Source organism: Subtercola sp. RTI3, assembly GCF_035018625.1.
GTDB classification, from domain to species: domain Bacteria; phylum Actinomycetota; class Actinomycetes; order Actinomycetales; family Microbacteriaceae; genus Subtercola; species Subtercola vilae.
Window position 1 is genome coordinate 37,396 of record NZ_JASJXO010000008.1, and the last position, 18,896, is coordinate 56,291.

An 18,896-nucleotide genomic window follows, 5' to 3' on the forward strand; every position below is an offset into this window, starting at 1 on the left:
AGATGACGCTCGCCGCCATCACAGCTGCTTCAACCGCGGCAGCACGGTCTCGGTGACCCGCGACACCCAGCCGGCCGGGTCGGGCGCGGCGGGGCTGGTGGTGACGAGTGAGATACCCATCGCGGAGTACTGCTGCATGTCGGCCAGCAGCTGATCGGGGTTGTCGAACTTCTCGTTGCTGACGATGAGCGTCTTCTCGATGGCATCGAAGTCGCGGCCGAGGTCGTCGCAGTGGCCCTTCAGCACCTCGAGCTTGTGCTGCACGCCCTCGAGCCCGAAGTCGAAGAGGTTGCAGGCGCTGCCGTACTGGGCGACCAGGCGCAGGGTCTTCTTCTCGCCGCTGCCACCGATGAGAATGGGCACCGGGTTCTGAATGGGCTGCGGCTGGCAGATGGTCTCGGCGAGCTGGTAGTGCGTGCCCTCGAAGGGGCCGTCGTTCGTGCTCCACATCTGCCGGCAGATCTGGATGGTCTCCTCCAGGCGCTCGAACCGCTCGCTGATGCCGGGGTAGGGCACCCCGAGGCCGAGGTGCTCCCGCTCGTACCAGGCGGCGCCGATACCGAGAAGGGCCCGGCCTTCGGAGAGCACATCGAGCGTGGTCACGATCTTGGCGAGCAGGCCCGGGTGGCGGTAGGTCACACCGGTGACGAGCAGACCGAGGCGCATGCGCGAGGTCTGGCCGGCGAGAAAGCCGAGCGAGGTGTAACCCTCGAGCATGGGGTCGTACGAGGTGGCGAGGCTCTCCATCTGAAACCAGTGGTCCATCAGGGTGAAGAGTGAGACACCGCCGTCTTCGGCCGCACGGGCCGTGTTGCTGAGGGCGGGCGCGAGAGCTGCGGCACCGCCGGGGAGGGTGAAGTTGGAGAAGTGAATTCCGAGTTCCATGAGTTCACTCTACGTCTGGCCCTCCCCGGGGTGTCAGTACTAGTCAGGCTGCCAGCGGATCGATCAGTACCAGTTCACCGACTGCGAATGCGACCACGCAGAGCAGGGGCTGCCGTACGACGAGGCGATGTACTTCAGCCCCCAGGCGACCTGCGTGGCGGCGTTGGTCTGCCAGTCGCTGGCGATCGACGCCATTTTGCTGCCCGGCAGGGCCTGTGGGATGCCCGCGGCACCACTTGAACCGTTCGAGGCCGTGTACGACCATCCGGACTCCTTCTGCCAGAGCGAGACGAGGCACGAGAACTGGTCGGAGCCCCAGCCGTACTCACTGGAGGCCAGGTTCTCGGCGGTAGCCTTCGCGCCCGACGGAGTGTTGGCTTCGGCGAGCGCCTCGGCTGCAGCTGCGGCGGCAGCGGCGTCTGCGGCGGCCTGGGCTGCGGCCACGGCGGCGACCCGGTCGGCCTCGGCTGCGGCCGCGACGACCACCGTGGTCTTCTCGGCGGTCTGCGCGGTGAGCCCGGTGACGGTCTTCGGGTCGAGCAACGTGTAGTTGCTGAGCGTCGAAATGGTCGAGGTGAGCCCGCTGGTGTCGGTCTTCGCCTGGGCTTCGGCCACGACCAGGTCGGCGGCGGCGATGGCGGTCTGCGCATTGGCGACGGCGAGTGACTTCTCGGTGGTGGAGTCGAGCGAGGCCTGCGTGCGGGCGAGAGCAACGGCGTGGGCTGCGGCGGTGGCCTGGCTGTCGGCGACGGCCGACTGAACCACGAAACCGGTGCCGGCCACGAGGCCGACGGCCACAACGGCGGTGGCGATGACGAGCTTCGAGCGGTACGAGTGGCGCCTCGCGGCAAAGGCGGCCCGGCGCGTGGCTCGGGATGCAGCGGCGGAGCTGATGGGGGCAGCGACGGTGGCCGGGCTGGCCGGGCTGGCTGGGCTGGCCGAGCGGGTGGGGCTGGCCGAGCGGGTGAGTCGGGTGAGTCGGGTGACGAAGTTGGGCAGGCGCATGTGTTCCAATGGTCGGCCGACGCGCACGGGGCCGTCGAACGCTGGCACGTGCATCCACACGGCCCGGGGCAGCACGCGCGAACGCGAACGCCGAAGGGCTGAGACGCGGGCGAGACCGGGGTAAGCGGCGGGCCCACGACGAGGATTTGACTGTCGGTGTCGTAAAACGAGAGCGAAGGCGTCTCGCGTTTCACCCCGGGCCACAGTGGGCCGCTTGGGCGAAGCCATCACCATACGGGTCAAAGCTGAATAACTGCTCAGAATTCGCGCCCGGAACGCAACAGTGACGTTGCGCCCGGCCGCGAAGCACGCACTGCGGGGTGACCGCGCCTGTTTACGCCTCGGTGCCGGGCGTCGACTTTGGCGTCACGGCGCTGGCGTCAGTGGTGTCGGTGGCGTCGGTGGCGTCTGCAGACTCGGCCGGCTCGGCCGACGACTCCGCGGCATCAGCAGACGGCTCGTCGAACTGAACGGTGTAGAACTCGTTGCGGGCGCGAGCCCGTTCTTCGCGCTCGAGGCGCAGCTGCTCCATCTTCTCTTCGCGCTGGCGCAGGCGGTCTTGGTCGACCTCCACGCGACGCACGGTCACGCCGCTGCGGGGCGCCGCGGTCGAGCGAGCCGGTGTTGCCGCCTTCGCGGTGCTCGAGCGAACCGCGCTGCCTGCCGAAGGGCGGGTGCCGGATGCCCGTGCAGCGGCCGCTTGCGACACAGTGGGCATCTGCCCCGAACCCTTGCAGCGTTCACCGTTTTTGTTCTCGTGCTGAATCATGGAGTTCGAGACGAGCCCCACAGCAATCGACCGCCCACATACCGGGCATTTGGTTGCCGTACTAGCCATTTGATCTGTCTCCCATTCAAGGTTCGCGACTTCAACGGTAGCTGATCGCAGCGCGACCAGAACCCGATTGTCGCGCTTGGGCGCCGAAAGACAGAGGGCCGGTACCCGCCCGAAGCGAATACCGGCCCTGCTCTGTGCGTGCGCTCAGCCAGCGCGGTGTCGGCGGCGCACCAGGATGGCGCCGGCGCCGAGGGCGAGAAGCAGCAGTGCAGCGAGCACTCCGCCCCCGATCTCGAGCCCGGTGTTGGCGAGGCCACCACTGCCCGAACTGCCCGATCCGTTCGATCCGTTCGATCCGTTTCCGGCAGCACCCGGCAGCGGTGTTGCCCCCGAGCCAGTACCGCCGGTCGACGGGCCACCCGCGCCCGTGCCGGGGTCGCCACCCGTACCGGGGTCGACCGGCGTACCCGGATCAGCCGCATCGACGAGGTCGTTGTTCACAACCCGAACGATCTCGGCCTCGGTCAGCACCCGCGAATACGCGTGCACCTCGTCGATGGCGCCCGGCCAGAAGTCGACCAGCGCGCCGTTGAACTCCCCGGCACCGACGAGCGTGCGGCCCGCTGATCCCACACCACCGGTTGCGACCGACCCGGCGAGAACGCCGTCGACGTAGAGCCGGGCCTCCTGCTTCGCCGAATCCCACACACCGGTGAGCTGGTACCAACGACCGAGCTCCACCTCAGTGGTGCTCACCGCCCGCTTCTCGCCCGGCAGGCTGAACGCGAACCCGCCGTGCCCGTACTGCAAGAAGAACGAGCTCTGCCCACTTGTTCCTTCCTGGCTCAGCGCGGTCACCCAGTTCGCCGGCATTGTGTCGAGCTTGACGCGTGCCGACACCGTGTAGCTTGCCGCGGTGTCGACGGTGGGTGCGGATGCACTTGCGAACTGCCCCGCGCCCGAGAGCTGTACGGCCGAGCCACTGTGCCCTTCCGACCATCCAGCCCCGCCCTGCAGAGTGAGGTCGTGACCGTTACCCGTCACGTCGGCTGCAGCGGTGCCGCTGCCTTCGTCGAACGGCCAGCTGGCGTCGCCCACCAGCCCGGGGGCGGTGGGAATGGCATTGCCCGCGGAGGCGCCGGCCGCGACGACCTGCAGGTTGACGGCCCGAACCTGCGCCAGATCCATCTTGGCCACGCGCCGGTCGTAGGTGAAGAAGCCGTTCACTTCGCCTTCGACGTCGCTGATCTGCGTGTAGACCGAGCCCGACAAGAACGTGCGGGCCGGCTCGATGAGCGTCTTCGTGTTGGCGACATAGGCTGCTGTGAGCTCGGCCGAGTTCTTCACGGCCTGGTAGGGCGCGAACGCACCCGGCCAGGTGTGCCCGACCACGCTGTAGGAGAATCCGCCGTGCTCGCCGTCGACCGCGGCCCGAGTGGGGTCGGGGCTGGCGAGCCCGGGGCCCGGGTAGCTGTGCCAGTCGATGACGTCACCCTTGCCCGAGTCGCCGGGCAGGTTGCAGCAGTTCAGGCCGCTTCGCGCGTTCACGAGCCGCGACGGGTCTTGTGCCTTCACCGAATCGGCGATCTGGCCGGTCACCGTAGTGTTCCACTCGCTCCAGCCCTCGTTGAAGATGGTCCAGCCGATGATCGACGTGAACCCTTTCAGAGCATCGACCGTCTGGTGCATCTCGTCGACCAGGTTGTTCTGCGTTGCCGTCGAGTTGAGTGCATCGGTGCCACCGGGAACGGCGTCTTGCCACACCATCAGCCCGAGCGTGTCGGCGTAGTAGTAGAACCGTGCCGATTCGACCTTGATGTGCTTGCGAATGGTGTTGAAGGCCATGTTCTTCGTCTGCTGCAAGTCGAACTTGAGTGCGGCATCCGTCGGCTGCGTGTACTGGCTCTCTGGCCAGTAACCCTGGTCGAGCGTCGAGAGCAAGAAGGTCGGCTTGTCATTCAGCGTGATCTTCTGCACACCGTTCACCGTGCTGATGGCGATGGAGCGCATGCCGAAGTAGCTTGTCGCCGAATCGCCGCCGGTGATCGACACATCGAGCCCGTACAGGTACGGGTCGTCGGGGCTCCACAGGTGGGCGTTCGGCACCGGCAGCGTGAGGGCACTGTTGGCCGAGCCAGACGTGCGGCCGACCTCTGCGCCGTTCGCATCGCGCGCGATGACCGTCACGGTGTCTCCGGCGTTGGCCGAAGCCGAGGCCACGGTCACGCTTGCGGTGTTCGCGTGAATGTTGGGCGTCGCCACAACCGAGTCGATCGACACGGGTGCCACGGGCTCCATCCACACCGTCTGCCAGATGCCAGAGCTCGGCGTGTAGAAGATACCGCTCGGGTTGGCGCGCTGCTTGCCAACCGGCTGGTCGGTGCTGGTGGTGTCGGTGACGCCGACGATCAGCTCTTGGTCAGCACCCGACTTCAGTGCGTCGGTGAGGTCGACGGTGAACGGCAGGTAGCCGCCGGTGTGCTCGCCCACCTTGACGCCGTTCAACCACACAGTGGCCCGGTAGTCGACCGCACCGAAGTTCAGCTGCAGGCGGTTGCCACCCGAAGCGGCCACCTTCCAGTCGGCCGGCACCGAAATGCTGCGCTTGTAGAACATGTGGTCTTCGTGGCGCTCGATGCCCGACAGATACGACTCGATCGGGTACGGCACGGTGACCGTCTCGGCGAGGGTCTGGCCCACGGGTGGGGCGTCGGTTTCGGATGCCCCACTGAACTGCCACGGCCCGTTGAGGTTCTGCCACGCATCTCGCACCAGTTGCGGGCGAGGATACTCGGGCAGCGGAGCGCTCTTGTCGATCGTGGCCGAGAACTCGGTCTGCATCGCATAGGTCGAGCCGTTGATCACCGGCAGATCGAAGGCCGGAACGGGGGCGCCGTTCGAGGTGGCCGTACCGAGTCCGTCGTACGAAATGCGCACAATGACGTTGCGGTCGATCTGGGCTCCGAGGGCGAGGGTGAGGTGCCGGGCATCCGCCACCGTCACGCTGTCGAGAGGGTAGGTCTGGCCGCTGACGGTCACCGCGAGGTGGCTCGTGATGGCGCTGTCGAGCCCCTCGACGTGGTTCGGGAACGTGAGTGCGACAGATTGGCCGTCGGTAGGAACAGCCGCGTCGGCAGCAAAGGCCGGGTAGCCGGCGGGTGCGTAGAACGCGTCGGCGGGAACGATCTCGCGGGCCTGGCTGGCACTCTGCCAGCGGAGGAACATGTTCGCACCTCCCGTCTCCTGGAACTGCTCGACCTTCACGTCGTAGTGGGTGCCGGCGACGAGCGTGATGGGCTGGGCGGTCTGCTCGTTGTCCCAGTCTTTCTGCCAGTGGTCGATGACGAGCGTGCCGTTGATCCAGACGCGAAAGCCGTTGTCGCCGATGGCCGAGAATGTGTAATCTTCGCTGAATTTCGGTGCGATCTCGCCCGTCCAGCGGGCCGCCGTGTCGGTGTTTCGGCCGGTCAGGTCTTGGTAGGCGCTCACCAGATCGGGAAAATTGATCGACGAATCGAGGCGGGTGGCCTTCAGCTCGGCGAGGTCGTCGGCTCCGGCAGCCGACGAGAGGAAGTATTCTCCTTTGAGGCCGTGAACACTTGGCAGGGCGGGCGCGGCGAGCAGTTGCCCAGCGGGTGACGCTGCAGCCGGCGAGGCGAGTGCAAGCACTCCGCCCAGGGCCAGAGCGCTCGTCACCAGCAGGGCGAGCCCGGCCGAGGCTCGACCACGCCGAGGGGGGTGTTGGGTCATGAAATTTGCCTTTCGTCTTTGATAAGCAGCTGTGACAGTGTCTCTAAAACCTGTACGAAAGTACAGACTCTTTTTCAGAGAGCCCCGATTCGCACCCCAGAACGCCGGGATTGCGGTGATACGCTCCCTGCATGACAGATGTCGGATACATCTGGGTTGGGCCGCTCGAGCACAACTCCGACTACCAGCGCGACATCTTGCGGCAGCGCGGGGTGACCGAGTTCTACGAAGACATCAGCGCCAATTCGGCCACACCCACCCGAGCCCAGCTCACGGCGGCGCTCGATGAGATCACCCCGAACGACACGCTCGTAGTGTGGCGGCTCGACCGGCTCGCGAGCACCTCAGCGCAGGTGCTGTCGCTGCTCGAACTGCTCGCCGGGCGCGGGGTGGGAGTGCGTTCGATCACGGAGGGGCTCGACACGGGCGGGCCCGAATCGGTGGCGCTGCTGCGGTTCATCCACGCGTTCACCGACCTCGAGAAGACACTGATTCGTGAGCGCACGATGGTGGGCGTGTATGCCGCCCGGGCTCGTGGGCGTGTTGGCGGCAGGCCGCGGGCGCTGTCGCAGACCAACATCGAACGCGTGGCGATGCTGCGCGACCAAGGCGCCTCTGTGCGGGAGATCGCCCAGCAGCTCGGCACCTCGCGTGCGACGGTCTACCGCGCGCTCGAGGAGCAGAACGCCGAGCCCGACGACGAGGAGGTCGGGGCCGAGTCGCGCGCATCGATCACTCTGCGGTTCAGCACGCCGAGCCTGCCCGATCTCGGCTCGAAGCACATCGCCGACGCCTGACGTTTACCCCGCACCGCGCACACCAACCGTGGGCAAAACGATCAGAATTGGTCATTCTCCGAACTTTGTTCGTAGTATGGCCGGGTGATTGCAGCGCAGCGACGCAATATGATTCTCGAGGCCCTGAGGGCCAATGGGGCCGTCTCCATCAGCTCACTTGCCGAGCGCCTGGAGACCTCCGCGGTCACCATTCGCCGTGACCTCGTGTACCTCGATTCGGTCGGCATGCTCACCCGCACCCATGGCGGCGCCGTGGCCGGGCCACCGTCTCGTGAGTCGTCGTACGCCGAGAAGATCGTGCAGGCCATCGACGAGAAGTACGCGATTGGCCGACTCGCCGCCACCCTCGTGCACGACGGCGACGTGATCATCATCGGGCCCGGCACGACGACAGAAGCGTTCGCCGAATCACTGCTGCAGAAGACCGGGCTGACGGTCATCACCAATTCGTTGCCGGTCGCCGAGGCCTTTGTGCAGGCGACAGCGAACGAGGTGATCATGACGGGCGGCACACTGCGGGCATCCATTCGGGCATTCGTGGGCGAGGCGACCAACCGCACTCTGCGCGGAATACACGCCGACAAGACGTTCGTCTCGGGCAACGGGCTGGTGGCCGACTTCGGGCTGTCGACGCCGAACATGACGGTTGCCGACTCTGACCGCGCCATGGCAGCGGCTGGCCACGAGATCGTTGCGCTCGTCGACCACACCAAGTTCGGAGTACGCACGGCGATCCAGACCATCTCGACAGAGCAGATCACCCACCTCGTCACCGACGCCGAGGCCCCGGTCGACCAGCTCGGGCTTTTTGCCAGAAGCGGCACCACGCTGCATGTCGCAAAACCCGGTACTGGACTTTTGGACACGATTTAGCAACAATGCATCATTAGCACTTTCTCTTCTGAGAGAAATTGCTACGTTTTGATCGTCTCGGGAAACCCAGACGCTCTGCACCCACACCAACAAGGAAGTTGACAGCAATGAAAACGTACCGAAAGGGTCGCGCTCTGCTCAGTGCAGCGGCGTGTGTCGCAGCCGTCGGACTCGTTCTGACCGGTTGCACGAATACCGGCACCACCTCCAGCGCCAGCACCGGCTCAGCCACCGACGCGGCCCAGACCGCCGCCGCCGTGAGCGGGCCCACCTGCTCACTCGCCGACTACAAGGGTGACAAGATCGACCTCACCCAGGCCATTGTCGGCTTCTCGCAGTCGGAGAAGGAAGACAACCCGTTCCGCATCGCCGAGACCCAGTCGATCACCGACGAGGCCGCGAAGATCGGCGTGAAGAAGTTCATCAAGACCAACGCGCAATCGACCCTCTCGAAGCAGATCTCCGACATCAACGACCTCATCTCTCAGGGCGCGCAGGTGCTCATCGTGGCTCCCCTGAACTCCGACGGTCTCGAGCCGGCACTGAAGGCCGCACGTGACAAGAACATTCCGGTCATCACCATCGACCGCAAGCTGAACGCCACCGCGTGCAGCGACTATGTCTCGTTTCTCGGCTCCAACTTCGTGCAGCAGGGCCAGCGCGCGGCCGACCAGCTCATCGCCGGCACCAAGGGCACCGCCAAGGTCGCCGTGCTGCTCGGCTCGTCGGGCAACGGCGTGACCACCGACCGCACTTCGGGTTTTGTCGACGAGATCAAAGCCAAGGGCCCCGGCATCACGATCGTCGCCCAGCAGACGGGTGACTTCGCCCGCGACAAGGGCCAGTCGGTGACCGAGCAGTTGCTGCAGTCGAACCCCGACATCACCGCCATCTACGCCGAGAACGACGAAATGGGCCTCGGCGCTCAGGCCGCCATCATCGCGGCAGGCAAGACCCCCGGCAAAGACATTCAGATCTACTCGATCGACGGTACGAAGAACGCCGTCTCGCAGATCGTGACCGGTGCCTACAACGGCGTGATCGAGTCGAACCCGCGCTTCGGGCCGCTCGCCTTCGCCACGCTCAAAAGCTTTCTCGCCGGTGACGCCGTCGGGCAAGACATCGTGATTCAAGACTCGCAGTACGACTCGTCGAACGCTGCGGCGAAGGTCGACTCGGCCTTCTAGCCGAACCCTGTGCCGGCGATGCGAACAGCGTCGCCGGCACACTCTCTTTTCATCGACAAGAAAGGTACGGCCGCGACGATGGATGCTCCCGCCGCCTCCCCCGCGAACACTGACGTTCCCGTGCTCGAAGCCCGCGGTGTGACCAAACGTTTCGCCGGCGTCACTGCGCTGAGCGACGTGACCTTCAGCGTGCGGCCCGGCGAGAGTCTCGCTCTGATGGGCGAGAACGGCGCCGGCAAGTCGACCCTGATCAAGGTGCTCACCGGCGTCTACCAGCCCGACGACGGCGAACTCTTTCTGCACGGCGAGGTCACCTCGTTCGCCCGGCCGCTCGACGCCCAGAAGTCGGGCGTCAGCACCATCTACCAGGAGGTGAACCTGGTGCCGCTGATGTCGGTGGCCCAGAACATCTACCTCGGCCGTGAGCCGCGTTCGCGCCTCGGCCTCATCGACTTTCGGCGCATGTACAGCGATGCGCGCGCCCTGCTGAACGAATACGGCATCGAGGTGGATGTTCGCCGCCCACTTCGAACTCTTGCCCTCGGTGTTCAGCAGATGGTGGCACTCGCCCGCGCCGTGAGCATCAACGCCAGCGTCGTCATCATGGACGAACCCACCTCCTCTCTCGAGGCCCGCGAGGTGGAGACGCTGTTTCGGGTGATCGGTCTGCTGCGCGCACGCGGCATCGCCATCATCTACGTCTCGCACCGCATGGATGAGATCTACCGCGTCTGCGAGACGGTGACCGTGCTGCGCGACGGCCACGTCGTTCACGTCGGTTCGCTGCACGACCTGCCACGCGTGGAGCTCGTCTCGATGATGCTCGGCCGGTCGGTGGAGAAGGTGCGCCGCGGCGGCGTCACCGAGTTCACCGCCGCGAACGAGAGCGACGCTCCCCCGGTGCTCGTCGCCGACGACCTCAGCCGCAAACACCAGATCGACGGCATCAGCCTCGTCATTCGCCCGGGCGAGGTGGTGGGGCTCGGCGGGCTGCTCGGCTCCGGCCGCTCAGAGACCCTCAAGGGGCTCTCGGGAGTGATGCAACTCGATCGCGGCAGCGTGTCGATCGACGGGAAGACCGTTCGCAGCGGATCGGTGCCGGCGGCCATCCGCGCCGGAATCGTGATGCTGCCAGAAGACCGCAAGAGCGAGGGCATCGTGCCGAACCTCTCGGTGCGCGACAATATCGTGCTCGCTGCGCTGCCGAAGCTCTCGCGCGCCGGGTTCACCTCGAAACGCAAACAAGACGCCGTGGTCGACGTGTTCATCAAGCGCCTGCACATCAAGGTGTCGAGCCCCGACCAGATCGTCTCCGAGCTCTCGGGCGGCAACCAGCAGAAGGTGATGATCGCCCGCTGGCTGGCGATGACCCCCAAGGTGCTGCTGCTCGACGAACCCACCCGGGGCATCGATGTGGGGGCGAAGGCCGAGGTGCAGTCGCTCATCGACGAGCTCGCGCACGAAGGTCTTGCCATCGTTCTGGTGTCGAGCGAGGTCGAAGAGGTGGTCGAAGGCTCGGCACGGGTCATCGTGCTGCGCGACGGCTCGATCGAGACCGAGCTGCGTGGCGACGATGTCGACGAGCAGTCGCTTCTCGCCGCTCTCGCGGGCGATTCTTCCGCCGGCGCGGTCAACCCCGGAGCCGCCACTACCGCGAACCCTGACGAATTCCCGACGAAAGCAGACGCATGACCCAGGCAACCGTGTCGGTCTCCGTGCCCACCCGCGGCTCGGTGCTCGGCCTCTTTCAGAAGTACGGCGTCTACATTGCCATTGTTCTGCTGCTGGCCTACAACCTCTTCTTCACGCCGAACTTCTTCGCGGTCGACAACTTCCGCACCCAGTTCGTGCAGGTGGTGCCAGTGCTCATCGTGGCACTCGGCATGGCCCTGGTTATCGGCACCGAGGGAATCGACCTCTCGGTGGGTGCCGTGATGGCCCTGGCCGCCGCCGTCATTCCTCTCTATGTGGGGTACGGGCTGGTTCCCACCCTGCTGATCGCCATTCTGGTGGGTGCCGTGATCGGCGCCGTGAACGGCTCGATGGTGGCCTTCATCGGGGTGCAGCCGATCGTGGCCACACTTTCGGTGATGGTCGCCGGCCGCGGGCTGGCGCTGCTCGTTGCGAACGAGCAACTCAAGTCGGTCACCGACCCGGGCGTGCTCTCGCTCGGGCGCGACTCCGTTCTCGGGGTACCGATCAGCGTGATCATTGCTGCGGTGCTTGTGGGTGGTGTGGCGATACTGGTGAACCGCACCACGTTCGGCAAGCAGCTGATCGCCATCGGCGGCAGCCGCCGGGCAGCGGAACTCTCGGGGCTGCCGGTCAAGCGCATACTGCTTCTCGTCTACGTACTCTGTGCGGCGCTGGCCGCGGTGGCCGGTGTCATCGGTACGGCCCGATTGGGAGCATCCGTGCCCTCCACCCTCGGCAACCTCATCGAACTTTCAGCCATCACCGCGGTGGTGGTGGGCGGCACCCCGCTGAGCGGCGGGCAGGTGAAGGTGCTCGGCACCCTCGCCGGCGCCCTGCTGCTGCAGTTCATCAGCGCCACCCTCATCAAACACAACGTTCCCGACGCGTACTCGCAGATAGCACAGGCCATCATCATTCTGCTCGCGGTCTACATTCAGCGCGGAAAGGCCAGAGTCAAATGACCACCACCCTCGAACCGGCGGCAGGGCCCACAACGGATGCCCAGGCCACCCGCGAGCGCATCGCCAGCCTTCTGCAGAGCTATGGCGCCGCTATCGTGCTCGTCATTCTGCTCGTGCTCGGCAGCATCGCATTTCCCACCTTCGCCACCGGCAGCAACTTCGCCAACGTTCTGACGCAGTCGTCATTCCTTCTCATTGTTGGTGCGGGAATGACGTTCGTCATCCTCACCGGCGGCATCGACCTCTCGGTGGGTTCGGTCTTCGCCCTCGGCGGCGTGCTGGCGGCGTTCGGTTCGACGTACGGCATCGTGGGGGCGCTGCTGTTTCCGCTGATCGTCTGCGGCGCCATCGGTGCAGTGCAGGGCCTGCTGGTCGCGTACGCCGGAATGGCACCGTTCATTGTGACGCTCGCCGGTCTGCTGGGGGTACGCGGGCTGGTGCTCGCTGCGACAGACGGGGGTTCGACAACCCCGCTGATCAGTGACCCCGCGGTGGTGAACCTCGGCCAAGGGGCGGTGTTCGGCATTCACTGGCCCGTCTTCATCGCGATCGTTGTGGTGGTCGTCGGCAGTGTGCTGCTGGCACGAACCCGCGGCGGTCAGTCGGTATTGGCTGTGGGCGGGTCAGAGAGCGCATCGACCCTGATGGGGCTGCCCGTCGCCCGGGTGAAGTTCAGCGTGTATGTGGTGAGTGGGCTCTGCGCGGGGCTGGCCGGTGCGCTGAACGCGGCGTACTCGTCATCGGGAGTACCCACGGTGGGGGTCGGGCTCGAGCTGAACGCCATCTCGGCCGTGGTCATCGGCGGAACACTACTGGTGGGCGGGCGCGGCAACCTGGTCGGCACCGTGGCCGGCGTGCTGCTGCTGAGTGTGATTCAGAACCTGATCAATCAGGTGGGATCGCTGAACTCGTCGGTGCAGGCGGTCGTGTCGGGTGCGTTCCTGGCTATCGTCGTGATCATTCAGACCGTACTCTCGCGCACCCAGCGGTTGTAGCCGGCTACAGCAGGTGCGGCAAGCTGGCCGTGGCGTCTTCGGCCTCTTCGAGGGTCTGCAGGGTGAGCAGCTGAAGGCGGGCCACGTTGCCGAGGCTCAGCATCAGAATGCGCTCGACGATGGCCTCGGCGACCGGCAGCATCAGCATGGCCGAGCCCTGGCTGATGACCCGGCGCAGCTCGAAGTCTGTCCACGAGATGACAAGCTCGTTCTGACGATCGTGAAGCTCAGGGTTCAGCTCGGCGAGCAGGTTCGGGCCATTCCACACGCCGATCACAACGACGTACGTCGAGAGATCCCAGAATGCTTTGAGGTCGGAGGCGAAGAGGCGCTGCTCGGCATACGCGAGATAGTGGAAGTCTTCGATGACGAGTCGACGGTGTGAGGCCTGAAAAACGGCTGCGATGAGAGCGAGGTGGTCTGCGCCGTGAAACATGATTCCGGTCGACGAGACCTCTTCTGCGAAACCACAGAGGTCGGCCATCAGTACTTCGCGCAGCAGTTTCTCGCCGCGCGACCCTGCCGAGTACAGGCGCCCCTCCATCGAGCCAGCTGAAGCCGACTCGAAGCTCAGCCGAAGCCCCAGAGTGTTCAGCGCCAGGGTGTAGAGATCGAGCACCGTGTGGCCGCTGCGGCACTGCACGACAAGCGCGTCGATGATGGTGTTCTGGCGCAGCCACGACTTGCCCGAGCGGGACTCACCGGTGATGGCGAGGTGAATGTGTCGTTCGAGAAGTCTGCGAACGTGGCCGTCGAGCCCGCCTCGGTCAACGTACGAATCGGCATGGATGACGGGAGCGATCCCGAATACATCACGTACTAACATCGTGTTTCCCCACTGTCGCCGAATCGCAGACGGCCCGACGATGGGCACTGACTCTTGCGGCAATGGTACCCGAACAGGGGGGTCGACAAATTGCACAGCGACGCAAGTTGTGCAGTTTCGACTCTATGCAACGGGGCACGCTCGCGCGGGTCTTCTCCCCCGAAAGAAGCAAGGCTCTCGACGGCCTTGTGCTGACGTATCGTTACTCAGAGGTAGTGAACGTCGAACCTCGAGGAGTCCCCGCATGAAAGAAATCACTGTCACCGAACTCGCGGCGCTCACAGGCGCAACCGTCATCGATGTGCGGGAGCCCGACGAGTACGCAGCGGTGCGCGTGCCCGGGGTCATCAATATTCCCCTCGGCCAGCTGACGGAGGCCGAGCTGCCTGATGAGCCGCTGTACGTGATTTGTGCATCCGGTGGCAGAAGCGCCCGGGCCACCGACTACCTGGCCAGCCGTGACCTCGATGCAACCAATGTGGCCGGCGGAACCAACGGGTGGGTTCAGGCGGGGCTGCCGACCGAGAGCGGCCCGTCGGCCTGATTCGCTCATCTACTGCGCTGTTCACCGATACGGCGTCAAACGTACTGTTGGCAACGCACGAAGTGGTCATGTCTTCTCTCCGCTGCGATGGCGGGGTCACGCGCTTGATCGTCGACGCGTGCCGCGCTTTCGCGCTCGCCTCCATCGGCCAGCTCACAGACATGCACCATCGAGTCGACGCCGAGAAGTGCGTCGCGGCGCTCAGACGGATTGCCGCGAGAGGAGGAAGTACCCGGCCAGAGCCGCGAGACTCACGGCGGCGAGCAACAGGGTGGCCGGCCCAGCGCCCCCACCGTCGAGAACGGCGCCGAGCACGAGCGGGCCCACGACGGCACCGACGTCACCGACGCTGCGAAAGACTCCCATCGCGGTGCCCACCCGAGAGCGGGGCGTCTGGTCGGCAAGCAGAACACCTGGAACAAGGCTGCCGATGCCGGAGAGAACGCCGGTCGACACGATGAGACCGCCGAAGAACCAGGGCATGTCGGCGAGCGGGTACAGGCAGATCAGGCCGGCCGCGAGCGCAGTGGGGATGACCAGCAACCCCACTCGGTGACCCGAGTTCAACCGGCGACCGATCCAGGGCAAGAGCAGCAGAGAGACGACGGTGGTGAGCCCGTACGCCAGCCCCAGAGTCAACGGAGTGAGCTTGCCCTGGTCATATGCCAGAAGTGGAATAAGCGACTGGTCACCCCCGAAACGCACGAAGAAGATGCCGAACGCGAGTACACAGACGGCCGCGAGACGTCGCGCCGACAGCCTCTGGCGCTCATCGGATTCGGCGCTCTGGTCAGCCGCACCAGTGGCAACTCCGATGCCGGGCGGCACGTCGCGACCGTATTGGTCTGACCAGAAGTGTGCGTCGGGGCGCACGAGTGCCCAGGCAATGACGAGCAGCAGTGGAACGGCTGCGACCACGAAGACGAACGGAAGCGTACTGACCGTCAGCACAACACCACCCAGTACCGGGCCGAGCGCGGCACCGGCGAGTTGCACCGCCTGCACGGTCGAGAGAATCGACCCTCTCGTGGCCGCGGTGGTTCGCTGCGTCAGCACGGCGAGCCCGATGGTCACCGCCGCGCCCCCGAGCACACCTGCCACGAAGCGCGCCACCACCAGCAGCACGACGCTGTCGAGAAAACCGGTGACCAGGGTCACTGCGGCGAGAAGCCCGGTCACCGTCAGCAGCAGCGCCCGTGCGGGTACCCGCTGCAGCAGCATTCCGGCGGGAATGTTCACCAGCAACCGGCCGACTCCGAACGACGAGACGATCAACCCCAGGAGGAGAGCCGACGCCCCGAACTTCAGAGCGTACTGCGGCAGCGCGGGAATGAGCGCGCCCCAGGTCATCTGCGAGGTGCCGACGAGCGCACAGACCATGATGATCTGCTCCCACCGAAGTCTGTCTGAGCGCACCGCCGAGGTCATCGGCTCCGAATCGGTGCCGTTGCTCACCCGCCGAGTCGCAGATTCTCACGCAGCGTCGTGCCGGGGTACGCCGGCGCCACGGCGTGGCGGCGGCGCAGCTCCGGCGTCAACAGCTCAACGACATCGGCCAGCGACGAGGGTGTCGACAACGGGTTGGCGATCATGAATCCCCCGCGCGAACCGGTCGCTTCGAAGTTCTCCTGCAGGGCATCCGCAACCGTCTCGGCCGTGCCAGAGTAGGTCTGGTCGTAGCCTGTCGCGTAACGCCAGCCGCGCTCGAAGAACTCGTTGCGCGACAGTCGAGCGTCGGCACCGCACTCGTCGATCACCAGCTGAACGAAACCAGCCTGGGTACCTTCGGCTTCTCTGATGCGCTCGGCCACCTCGCTCAGAACGAACGAGGCTGGCAGAGTCGAGAAGTCGAACCCTGAGTTGTACGAAAGATATGCCCCGACCGCCTCGTGGCTCCACACCTCGAGCATGGCCTGCTTGCGGGCGTCTGCTTCGTCTGCCGTGCGCCCCAGAATGACCTGCACCGCCCAGAGGATTCCCACCCCGGCAGGGTCACGACCGACCTCGGTGAGGGCCGCATCGAGCGAAGCGCGGTGCCGCTGTTGAGACGTGAGGTGGCCGCCGAGGCCGAAGATGATGTCGGCGAAACGGGCCGATGCCGCGACACCCCGCGGCGACGAACCCGCCTGTACCACGACCGGTCGGCCCTGAGGGCTCGGCATCGAATTCAGCGGGCCGCGCACCGCGAAGTTCACGCCCCGGTGATCGACCCGGTGAACACCAGCGGGGTTGCCGAATACCCCCGTCTCGCGGTCGGCGACGATGGCCGATGCATCGACCGAGTCCCAGAGCGCCTGGCAGACAGCCATGAACTCCTCCATGCGCTCGTACCGTGCCTCGTGGCTCGGCAGAGCGTCGAAACCGTAGTTCGCGGCATCCGAAACCCGCGTCGACGCCACGACGTTGAACGCGATGCGCCCGGCGGTCACATGATCGAGGGAGTTGAGCAGGCGCGCCACGTAGTAGGGGTGCATGAAGGTCGACGAGTACGTCAGCCCGAACCCGATGTGCGTCGTCACCTGCGCCATCGCGGCGATGTACGGGCTCATGTCTTGCCTCGGCCACTGGATGCCCCACTTCACCGCCGCGTCCATCGAGCCCTGCCACGTGTCGGGGATACTCGTGCCGTCACCGAAGAACAGCATGTCGATACCGCCGCGCTCGGCAAGCACCGCGATCTCCTGGAACATGCGCACGTCAGGGTAGTCACGCCCCACCCACGAACCGGGGTTGGCCCACTTTCCTTCGGTGTGGGTGAACGAGAGGTCGAACGCAAGGTTCATCTGCTTCGGTTCGGTCATCAGAGGGTCGCCTGCTGTCTGTTCCAGAGTGCCGAAACCTCTGCGGCGGTGAGGATGACGGCCGAGTTGAGCGCGATGTTGGCCAGGGAATTGACCTGCAGGTCGGCCTCGTACGCTGCGGTCGCATCCGAAGCGACGATAACCGGCAGCCCAGCCTGAAAAGCGTCGCGGGCGGTCGCGTCGACACAGCAGTCGACCGTCAAGCCCACGACCGTCACCCAGTCGATGCCGCGCTCATGCAGCTGCTGTTCGAGGTCAGTGCCGAAGAAGCCGCTGTAGCCGCGTTTGGTGATCACCAGTTCGCCGTAGTGCGGCGCCATGCCGTACCACTCGGCACCCGCGGTTCCGAGCACACACGGCTCGTCGGGCGAGGGCCAGGGTGTCTCGGGGTCGATTCCGCGCAGCCACAGCGACGACGACCACGGCTTGTCTTTCGTCTGGCCGAGCTGGATCCAGACCACCGGCACACCCGCCACTCTCGCCTCGTCGACGAGGGTGGCAATGGTGGTCACGGTGTTCGCCACCACGTCGAGCGCGGCGGGCTCCACCCAGGGCAGGTAGGCGGGGTCGGCGAACGATCGCTGAACATCCACCACCAGCAACGCACTCGTCTGACCGCCCGCGGTGAGGGCGTCGAGTTGCCGCTCGAGGGCGCTCACGCGGTCACCCCCGACATACTGGCCGACGCGCTGTGGTGTGACTGCTGGCTCAGCGGCTGCGGCTGCGGCTGCTCGCGCAGCTTCGGCATCACCTGCTCACCGAAGGGCGGCAGATCGGCGTGGTAGTCGGGGAAGATCAGCATGAGCCCGTCGATGCCCGTCGTCTGCATCAGCTCGTCGATACGTTCGTGCACCGTGTCGGGAGAGCCCTTCACGACCGCCGTCTGAAACGCCTCGTAGCCCGAGCTGTCGGCCGTCATCGACAGTGCTTTGTCGAGGGGCAGACCCCACGAGAGCTTCATGTTGACGATGGCTTCGGTGTCGACCCCGCGGCCGTACTCAGCGAACTTGGCTTCGGCCAGGGCATCCGTCTCATCCATCACGACGGTGAGCATCGAGTAGGTCTTGATTGAGCGGCCCTGTGCCGCGGCGAGCTCTTTGACCTGCTGGCTGTTGTCTCGAAGCCCGGGCAGGTCGTCGGCGGTCAAGAACGAGCCGTCGGCGAACCGCGACTGAAAGTCGAGGCCGCGCGGCGATCTGCCCGCGCTGATGAGCGTCGGATGCACGGCCGGGTGCGGCCGCGACTGGCAGTCGTCGAGCGTGAAGAACTCACCGTCGAACGTGACCGTGTCGTTCGCCCACAGCAGCTCGACGACCTTCAGCCACTCCTCGGTATACCGGTACCGCGTCTCGTGGTCGAAGTCGTCTCGCCATTGGCCCATCTGCGAGAACTCCTGAGCGTAGGCGCCCACAACGATGTTCATGCCCGATCTGCCGTGGCTGATCTGGTCGAGCGTGGCATACATCTTCGCGGCCACCGCCGGGTGAATGAGGTTGGTGTGAACCGTCGCCCAGATCTTCACCCGTTCGGTGGCCTCGGCGAGCGCCGCCATCATGGTGATCGACTCGAGCGTCTGGCCCCAGTGATCGGTCGTTCCGCCGTAGCCACGCCACTTCGCCATCGACATGATGAAGTCGAAGTCGGCCTGCTCGGCCAGCATTGCTGCCGTGCGGTTGTACTCGTAGGTCGCCTCGGGGTGCGGCGCTGTGTCAGACATGATCCAGCCGCCGTTGCCGATCGGCAGAAAGATTCCGTATTCGCGGTCATTCACGGTGTGGTGCTCCTTCTTCGTGCGGTG

At 65.6% G+C, this 18,896-nt stretch carries 16 protein-coding genes; 7 read left to right on the plus strand and 9 right to left on the minus strand.

Annotation, left to right across the window (positions count from 1 at the left end; translation table 11 throughout):
- Positions 1-18: 18 nt before the first annotated feature.
- From QN358_RS05090 to QN358_RS05105, 4 genes are all read right to left on the minus strand, one after another.
- On the minus strand, positions 19-885 hold the full coding sequence (locus tag QN358_RS05090) for an LLM class F420-dependent oxidoreductase (protein WP_323511781.1): 867 nt from the start codon (positions 883-885) through the stop codon (positions 19-21).
- Positions 886-948: 63 nt separating this feature from the next.
- Positions 949-1,965 carry a phospholipase gene (locus QN358_RS05095; RefSeq protein WP_323511782.1) on the minus strand — a complete coding sequence of 339 codons (1,017 nt, stop codon included), beginning with the start codon at positions 1,963-1,965 and terminating at the stop codon, positions 949-951.
- Between the two features lie 259 nt (positions 1,966-2,224).
- Positions 2,225-2,608 carry a hypothetical protein gene (locus tag QN358_RS05100; RefSeq protein WP_323511783.1) on the minus strand — a complete coding sequence of 128 codons (384 nt, stop codon included), beginning with the start codon at positions 2,606-2,608 and terminating at the stop codon, positions 2,225-2,227.
- 264 nt (positions 2,609-2,872) lie between these two features.
- Positions 2,873-6,418: a LamG-like jellyroll fold domain-containing protein gene (locus tag QN358_RS05105; RefSeq protein WP_323511784.1), complete on the minus strand. Its 3,546-nt coding sequence runs from the start codon at positions 6,416-6,418 to the stop codon at positions 2,873-2,875.
- Between the two features lie 131 nt (positions 6,419-6,549).
- Here QN358_RS05105 and QN358_RS05110 point away from each other — a divergent pair, with 131 nt between their 5' ends.
- From QN358_RS05110 to QN358_RS05135, 6 genes are all read left to right on the plus strand, one after another.
- Positions 6,550-7,215, plus strand: coding sequence for a recombinase family protein (locus QN358_RS05110; RefSeq protein ID WP_136642412.1), 666 nt, complete (start codon positions 6,550-6,552; stop codon positions 7,213-7,215).
- Positions 7,216-7,299: 84 nt separating this feature from the next.
- Entirely contained in the window at positions 7,300-8,088 is a 789-nt protein-coding gene (locus QN358_RS05115) for a DeoR/GlpR family DNA-binding transcription regulator (protein ID WP_323511785.1), read from the plus strand.
- Positions 8,089-8,195: 107 nt separating this feature from the next.
- On the plus strand, positions 8,196-9,275 hold the full coding sequence (locus QN358_RS05120; RefSeq protein WP_136642410.1) for an ABC transporter substrate-binding protein: 1,080 nt from the start codon (positions 8,196-8,198) through the stop codon (positions 9,273-9,275).
- 78 nt (positions 9,276-9,353) lie between these two features.
- On the plus strand, positions 9,354-10,967 hold the full coding sequence (locus QN358_RS05125) for a sugar ABC transporter ATP-binding protein (protein ID WP_323511786.1): 1,614 nt from the start codon (positions 9,354-9,356) through the stop codon (positions 10,965-10,967).
- A complete protein-coding gene (locus QN358_RS05130; RefSeq protein ID WP_136642409.1) occupies positions 10,964-11,932 on the plus strand; it encodes an ABC transporter permease in 969 nt (322 codons plus the stop codon). The genes QN358_RS05125 and QN358_RS05130 overlap by 4 nt, the downstream gene beginning before the upstream one ends.
- Complete coding sequence (locus QN358_RS05135; protein ID WP_136642408.1) at positions 11,929-12,927, plus strand: ABC transporter permease; 999 nt, start codon at positions 11,929-11,931, stop codon at positions 12,925-12,927. Before QN358_RS05130 ends, QN358_RS05135 begins: the two co-directional genes overlap by 4 nt.
- Before the next feature lie 4 nt (positions 12,928-12,931).
- Here the strand turns inward: QN358_RS05135 and QN358_RS05140 are convergent, their stop codons facing one another.
- Positions 12,932-13,753 (minus strand): hypothetical protein, encoded by an 822-nt coding sequence (locus tag QN358_RS05140; RefSeq protein WP_136642407.1) that lies wholly within the window; start codon positions 13,751-13,753, stop codon positions 12,932-12,934.
- Positions 13,754-13,997: 244 nt separating this feature from the next.
- On the opposite strand from QN358_RS05140, the gene QN358_RS05145 reads away from it, so the two are divergent.
- Positions 13,998-14,297, plus strand: coding sequence for a rhodanese-like domain-containing protein (locus tag QN358_RS05145; RefSeq protein WP_323511787.1), 300 nt, complete (start codon positions 13,998-14,000; stop codon positions 14,295-14,297).
- Positions 14,298-14,498: 201 nt separating this feature from the next.
- Here the strand turns inward: QN358_RS05145 and QN358_RS05150 are convergent, their stop codons facing one another.
- The 4 genes from QN358_RS05150 to QN358_RS05165 are packed head-to-tail and all read right to left on the minus strand — an operon-like array spanning position 14,499 to position 18,869.
- Entirely contained in the window at positions 14,499-15,752 is a 1,254-nt protein-coding gene (locus QN358_RS05150) for an MFS transporter (RefSeq protein ID WP_136642405.1), read from the minus strand.
- Complete coding sequence (locus QN358_RS05155; protein WP_237280393.1) at positions 15,749-17,098, minus strand: NtaA/DmoA family FMN-dependent monooxygenase; 1,350 nt, start codon at positions 17,096-17,098, stop codon at positions 15,749-15,751. The genes QN358_RS05150 and QN358_RS05155 overlap by 4 nt, the downstream gene beginning before the upstream one ends.
- Positions 17,098-17,757, minus strand: a complete 660-nt coding sequence (locus tag QN358_RS05160) for a cysteine hydrolase family protein (RefSeq protein WP_136642404.1) — start codon at positions 17,755-17,757, stop codon at positions 17,098-17,100. Before QN358_RS05160 ends, QN358_RS05155 begins: the two co-directional genes overlap by 1 nt.
- Complete coding sequence (locus QN358_RS05165; RefSeq protein ID WP_136642403.1) at positions 17,754-18,869, minus strand: LLM class flavin-dependent oxidoreductase; 1,116 nt, start codon at positions 18,867-18,869, stop codon at positions 17,754-17,756. The genes QN358_RS05160 and QN358_RS05165 overlap by 4 nt, the downstream gene beginning before the upstream one ends.
- Positions 18,870-18,896: the final 27 nt, after the last annotated feature.

Excerpts from the sequence above, each read along its gene's own strand:
- QN358_RS05090 (WP_323511781.1), bottom strand. The coding sequence starts at position 885 with ATGGAACTCGGAATTCACTTCTCCAACTTCACCCTCCCCGGCGGTGCC.
- QN358_RS05100 (WP_323511783.1), bottom strand. The coding sequence starts at position 2,608 with ATGCCCACTGTGTCGCAAGCGGCCGCTGCACGGGCATCCGGCACCCGC.
- QN358_RS05105 (WP_323511784.1), bottom strand. The coding sequence starts at position 6,418 with ATGACCCAACACCCCCCTCGGCGTGGTCGAGCCTCGGCCGGGCTCGCC.
- QN358_RS05110 (WP_136642412.1), top strand. The coding sequence starts at position 6,550 with ATGACAGATGTCGGATACATCTGGGTTGGGCCGCTCGAGCACAACTCC.
- QN358_RS05120 (WP_136642410.1), top strand. The coding sequence starts at position 8,196 with ATGAAAACGTACCGAAAGGGTCGCGCTCTGCTCAGTGCAGCGGCGTGT.
- QN358_RS05125 (WP_323511786.1), top strand. The coding sequence starts at position 9,354 with ATGGATGCTCCCGCCGCCTCCCCCGCGAACACTGACGTTCCCGTGCTC.
- QN358_RS05130 (WP_136642409.1), top strand. The coding sequence starts at position 10,964 with ATGACCCAGGCAACCGTGTCGGTCTCCGTGCCCACCCGCGGCTCGGTG.
- QN358_RS05135 (WP_136642408.1), top strand. The coding sequence starts at position 11,929 with ATGACCACCACCCTCGAACCGGCGGCAGGGCCCACAACGGATGCCCAG.
- QN358_RS05140 (WP_136642407.1), bottom strand. The coding sequence starts at position 13,753 with ATGTTAGTACGTGATGTATTCGGGATCGCTCCCGTCATCCATGCCGAT.
- QN358_RS05145 (WP_323511787.1), top strand. The coding sequence starts at position 13,998 with ATGAAAGAAATCACTGTCACCGAACTCGCGGCGCTCACAGGCGCAACC.
- QN358_RS05155 (WP_237280393.1), bottom strand. The coding sequence starts at position 17,098 with ATGACCGAACCGAAGCAGATGAACCTTGCGTTCGACCTCTCGTTCACC.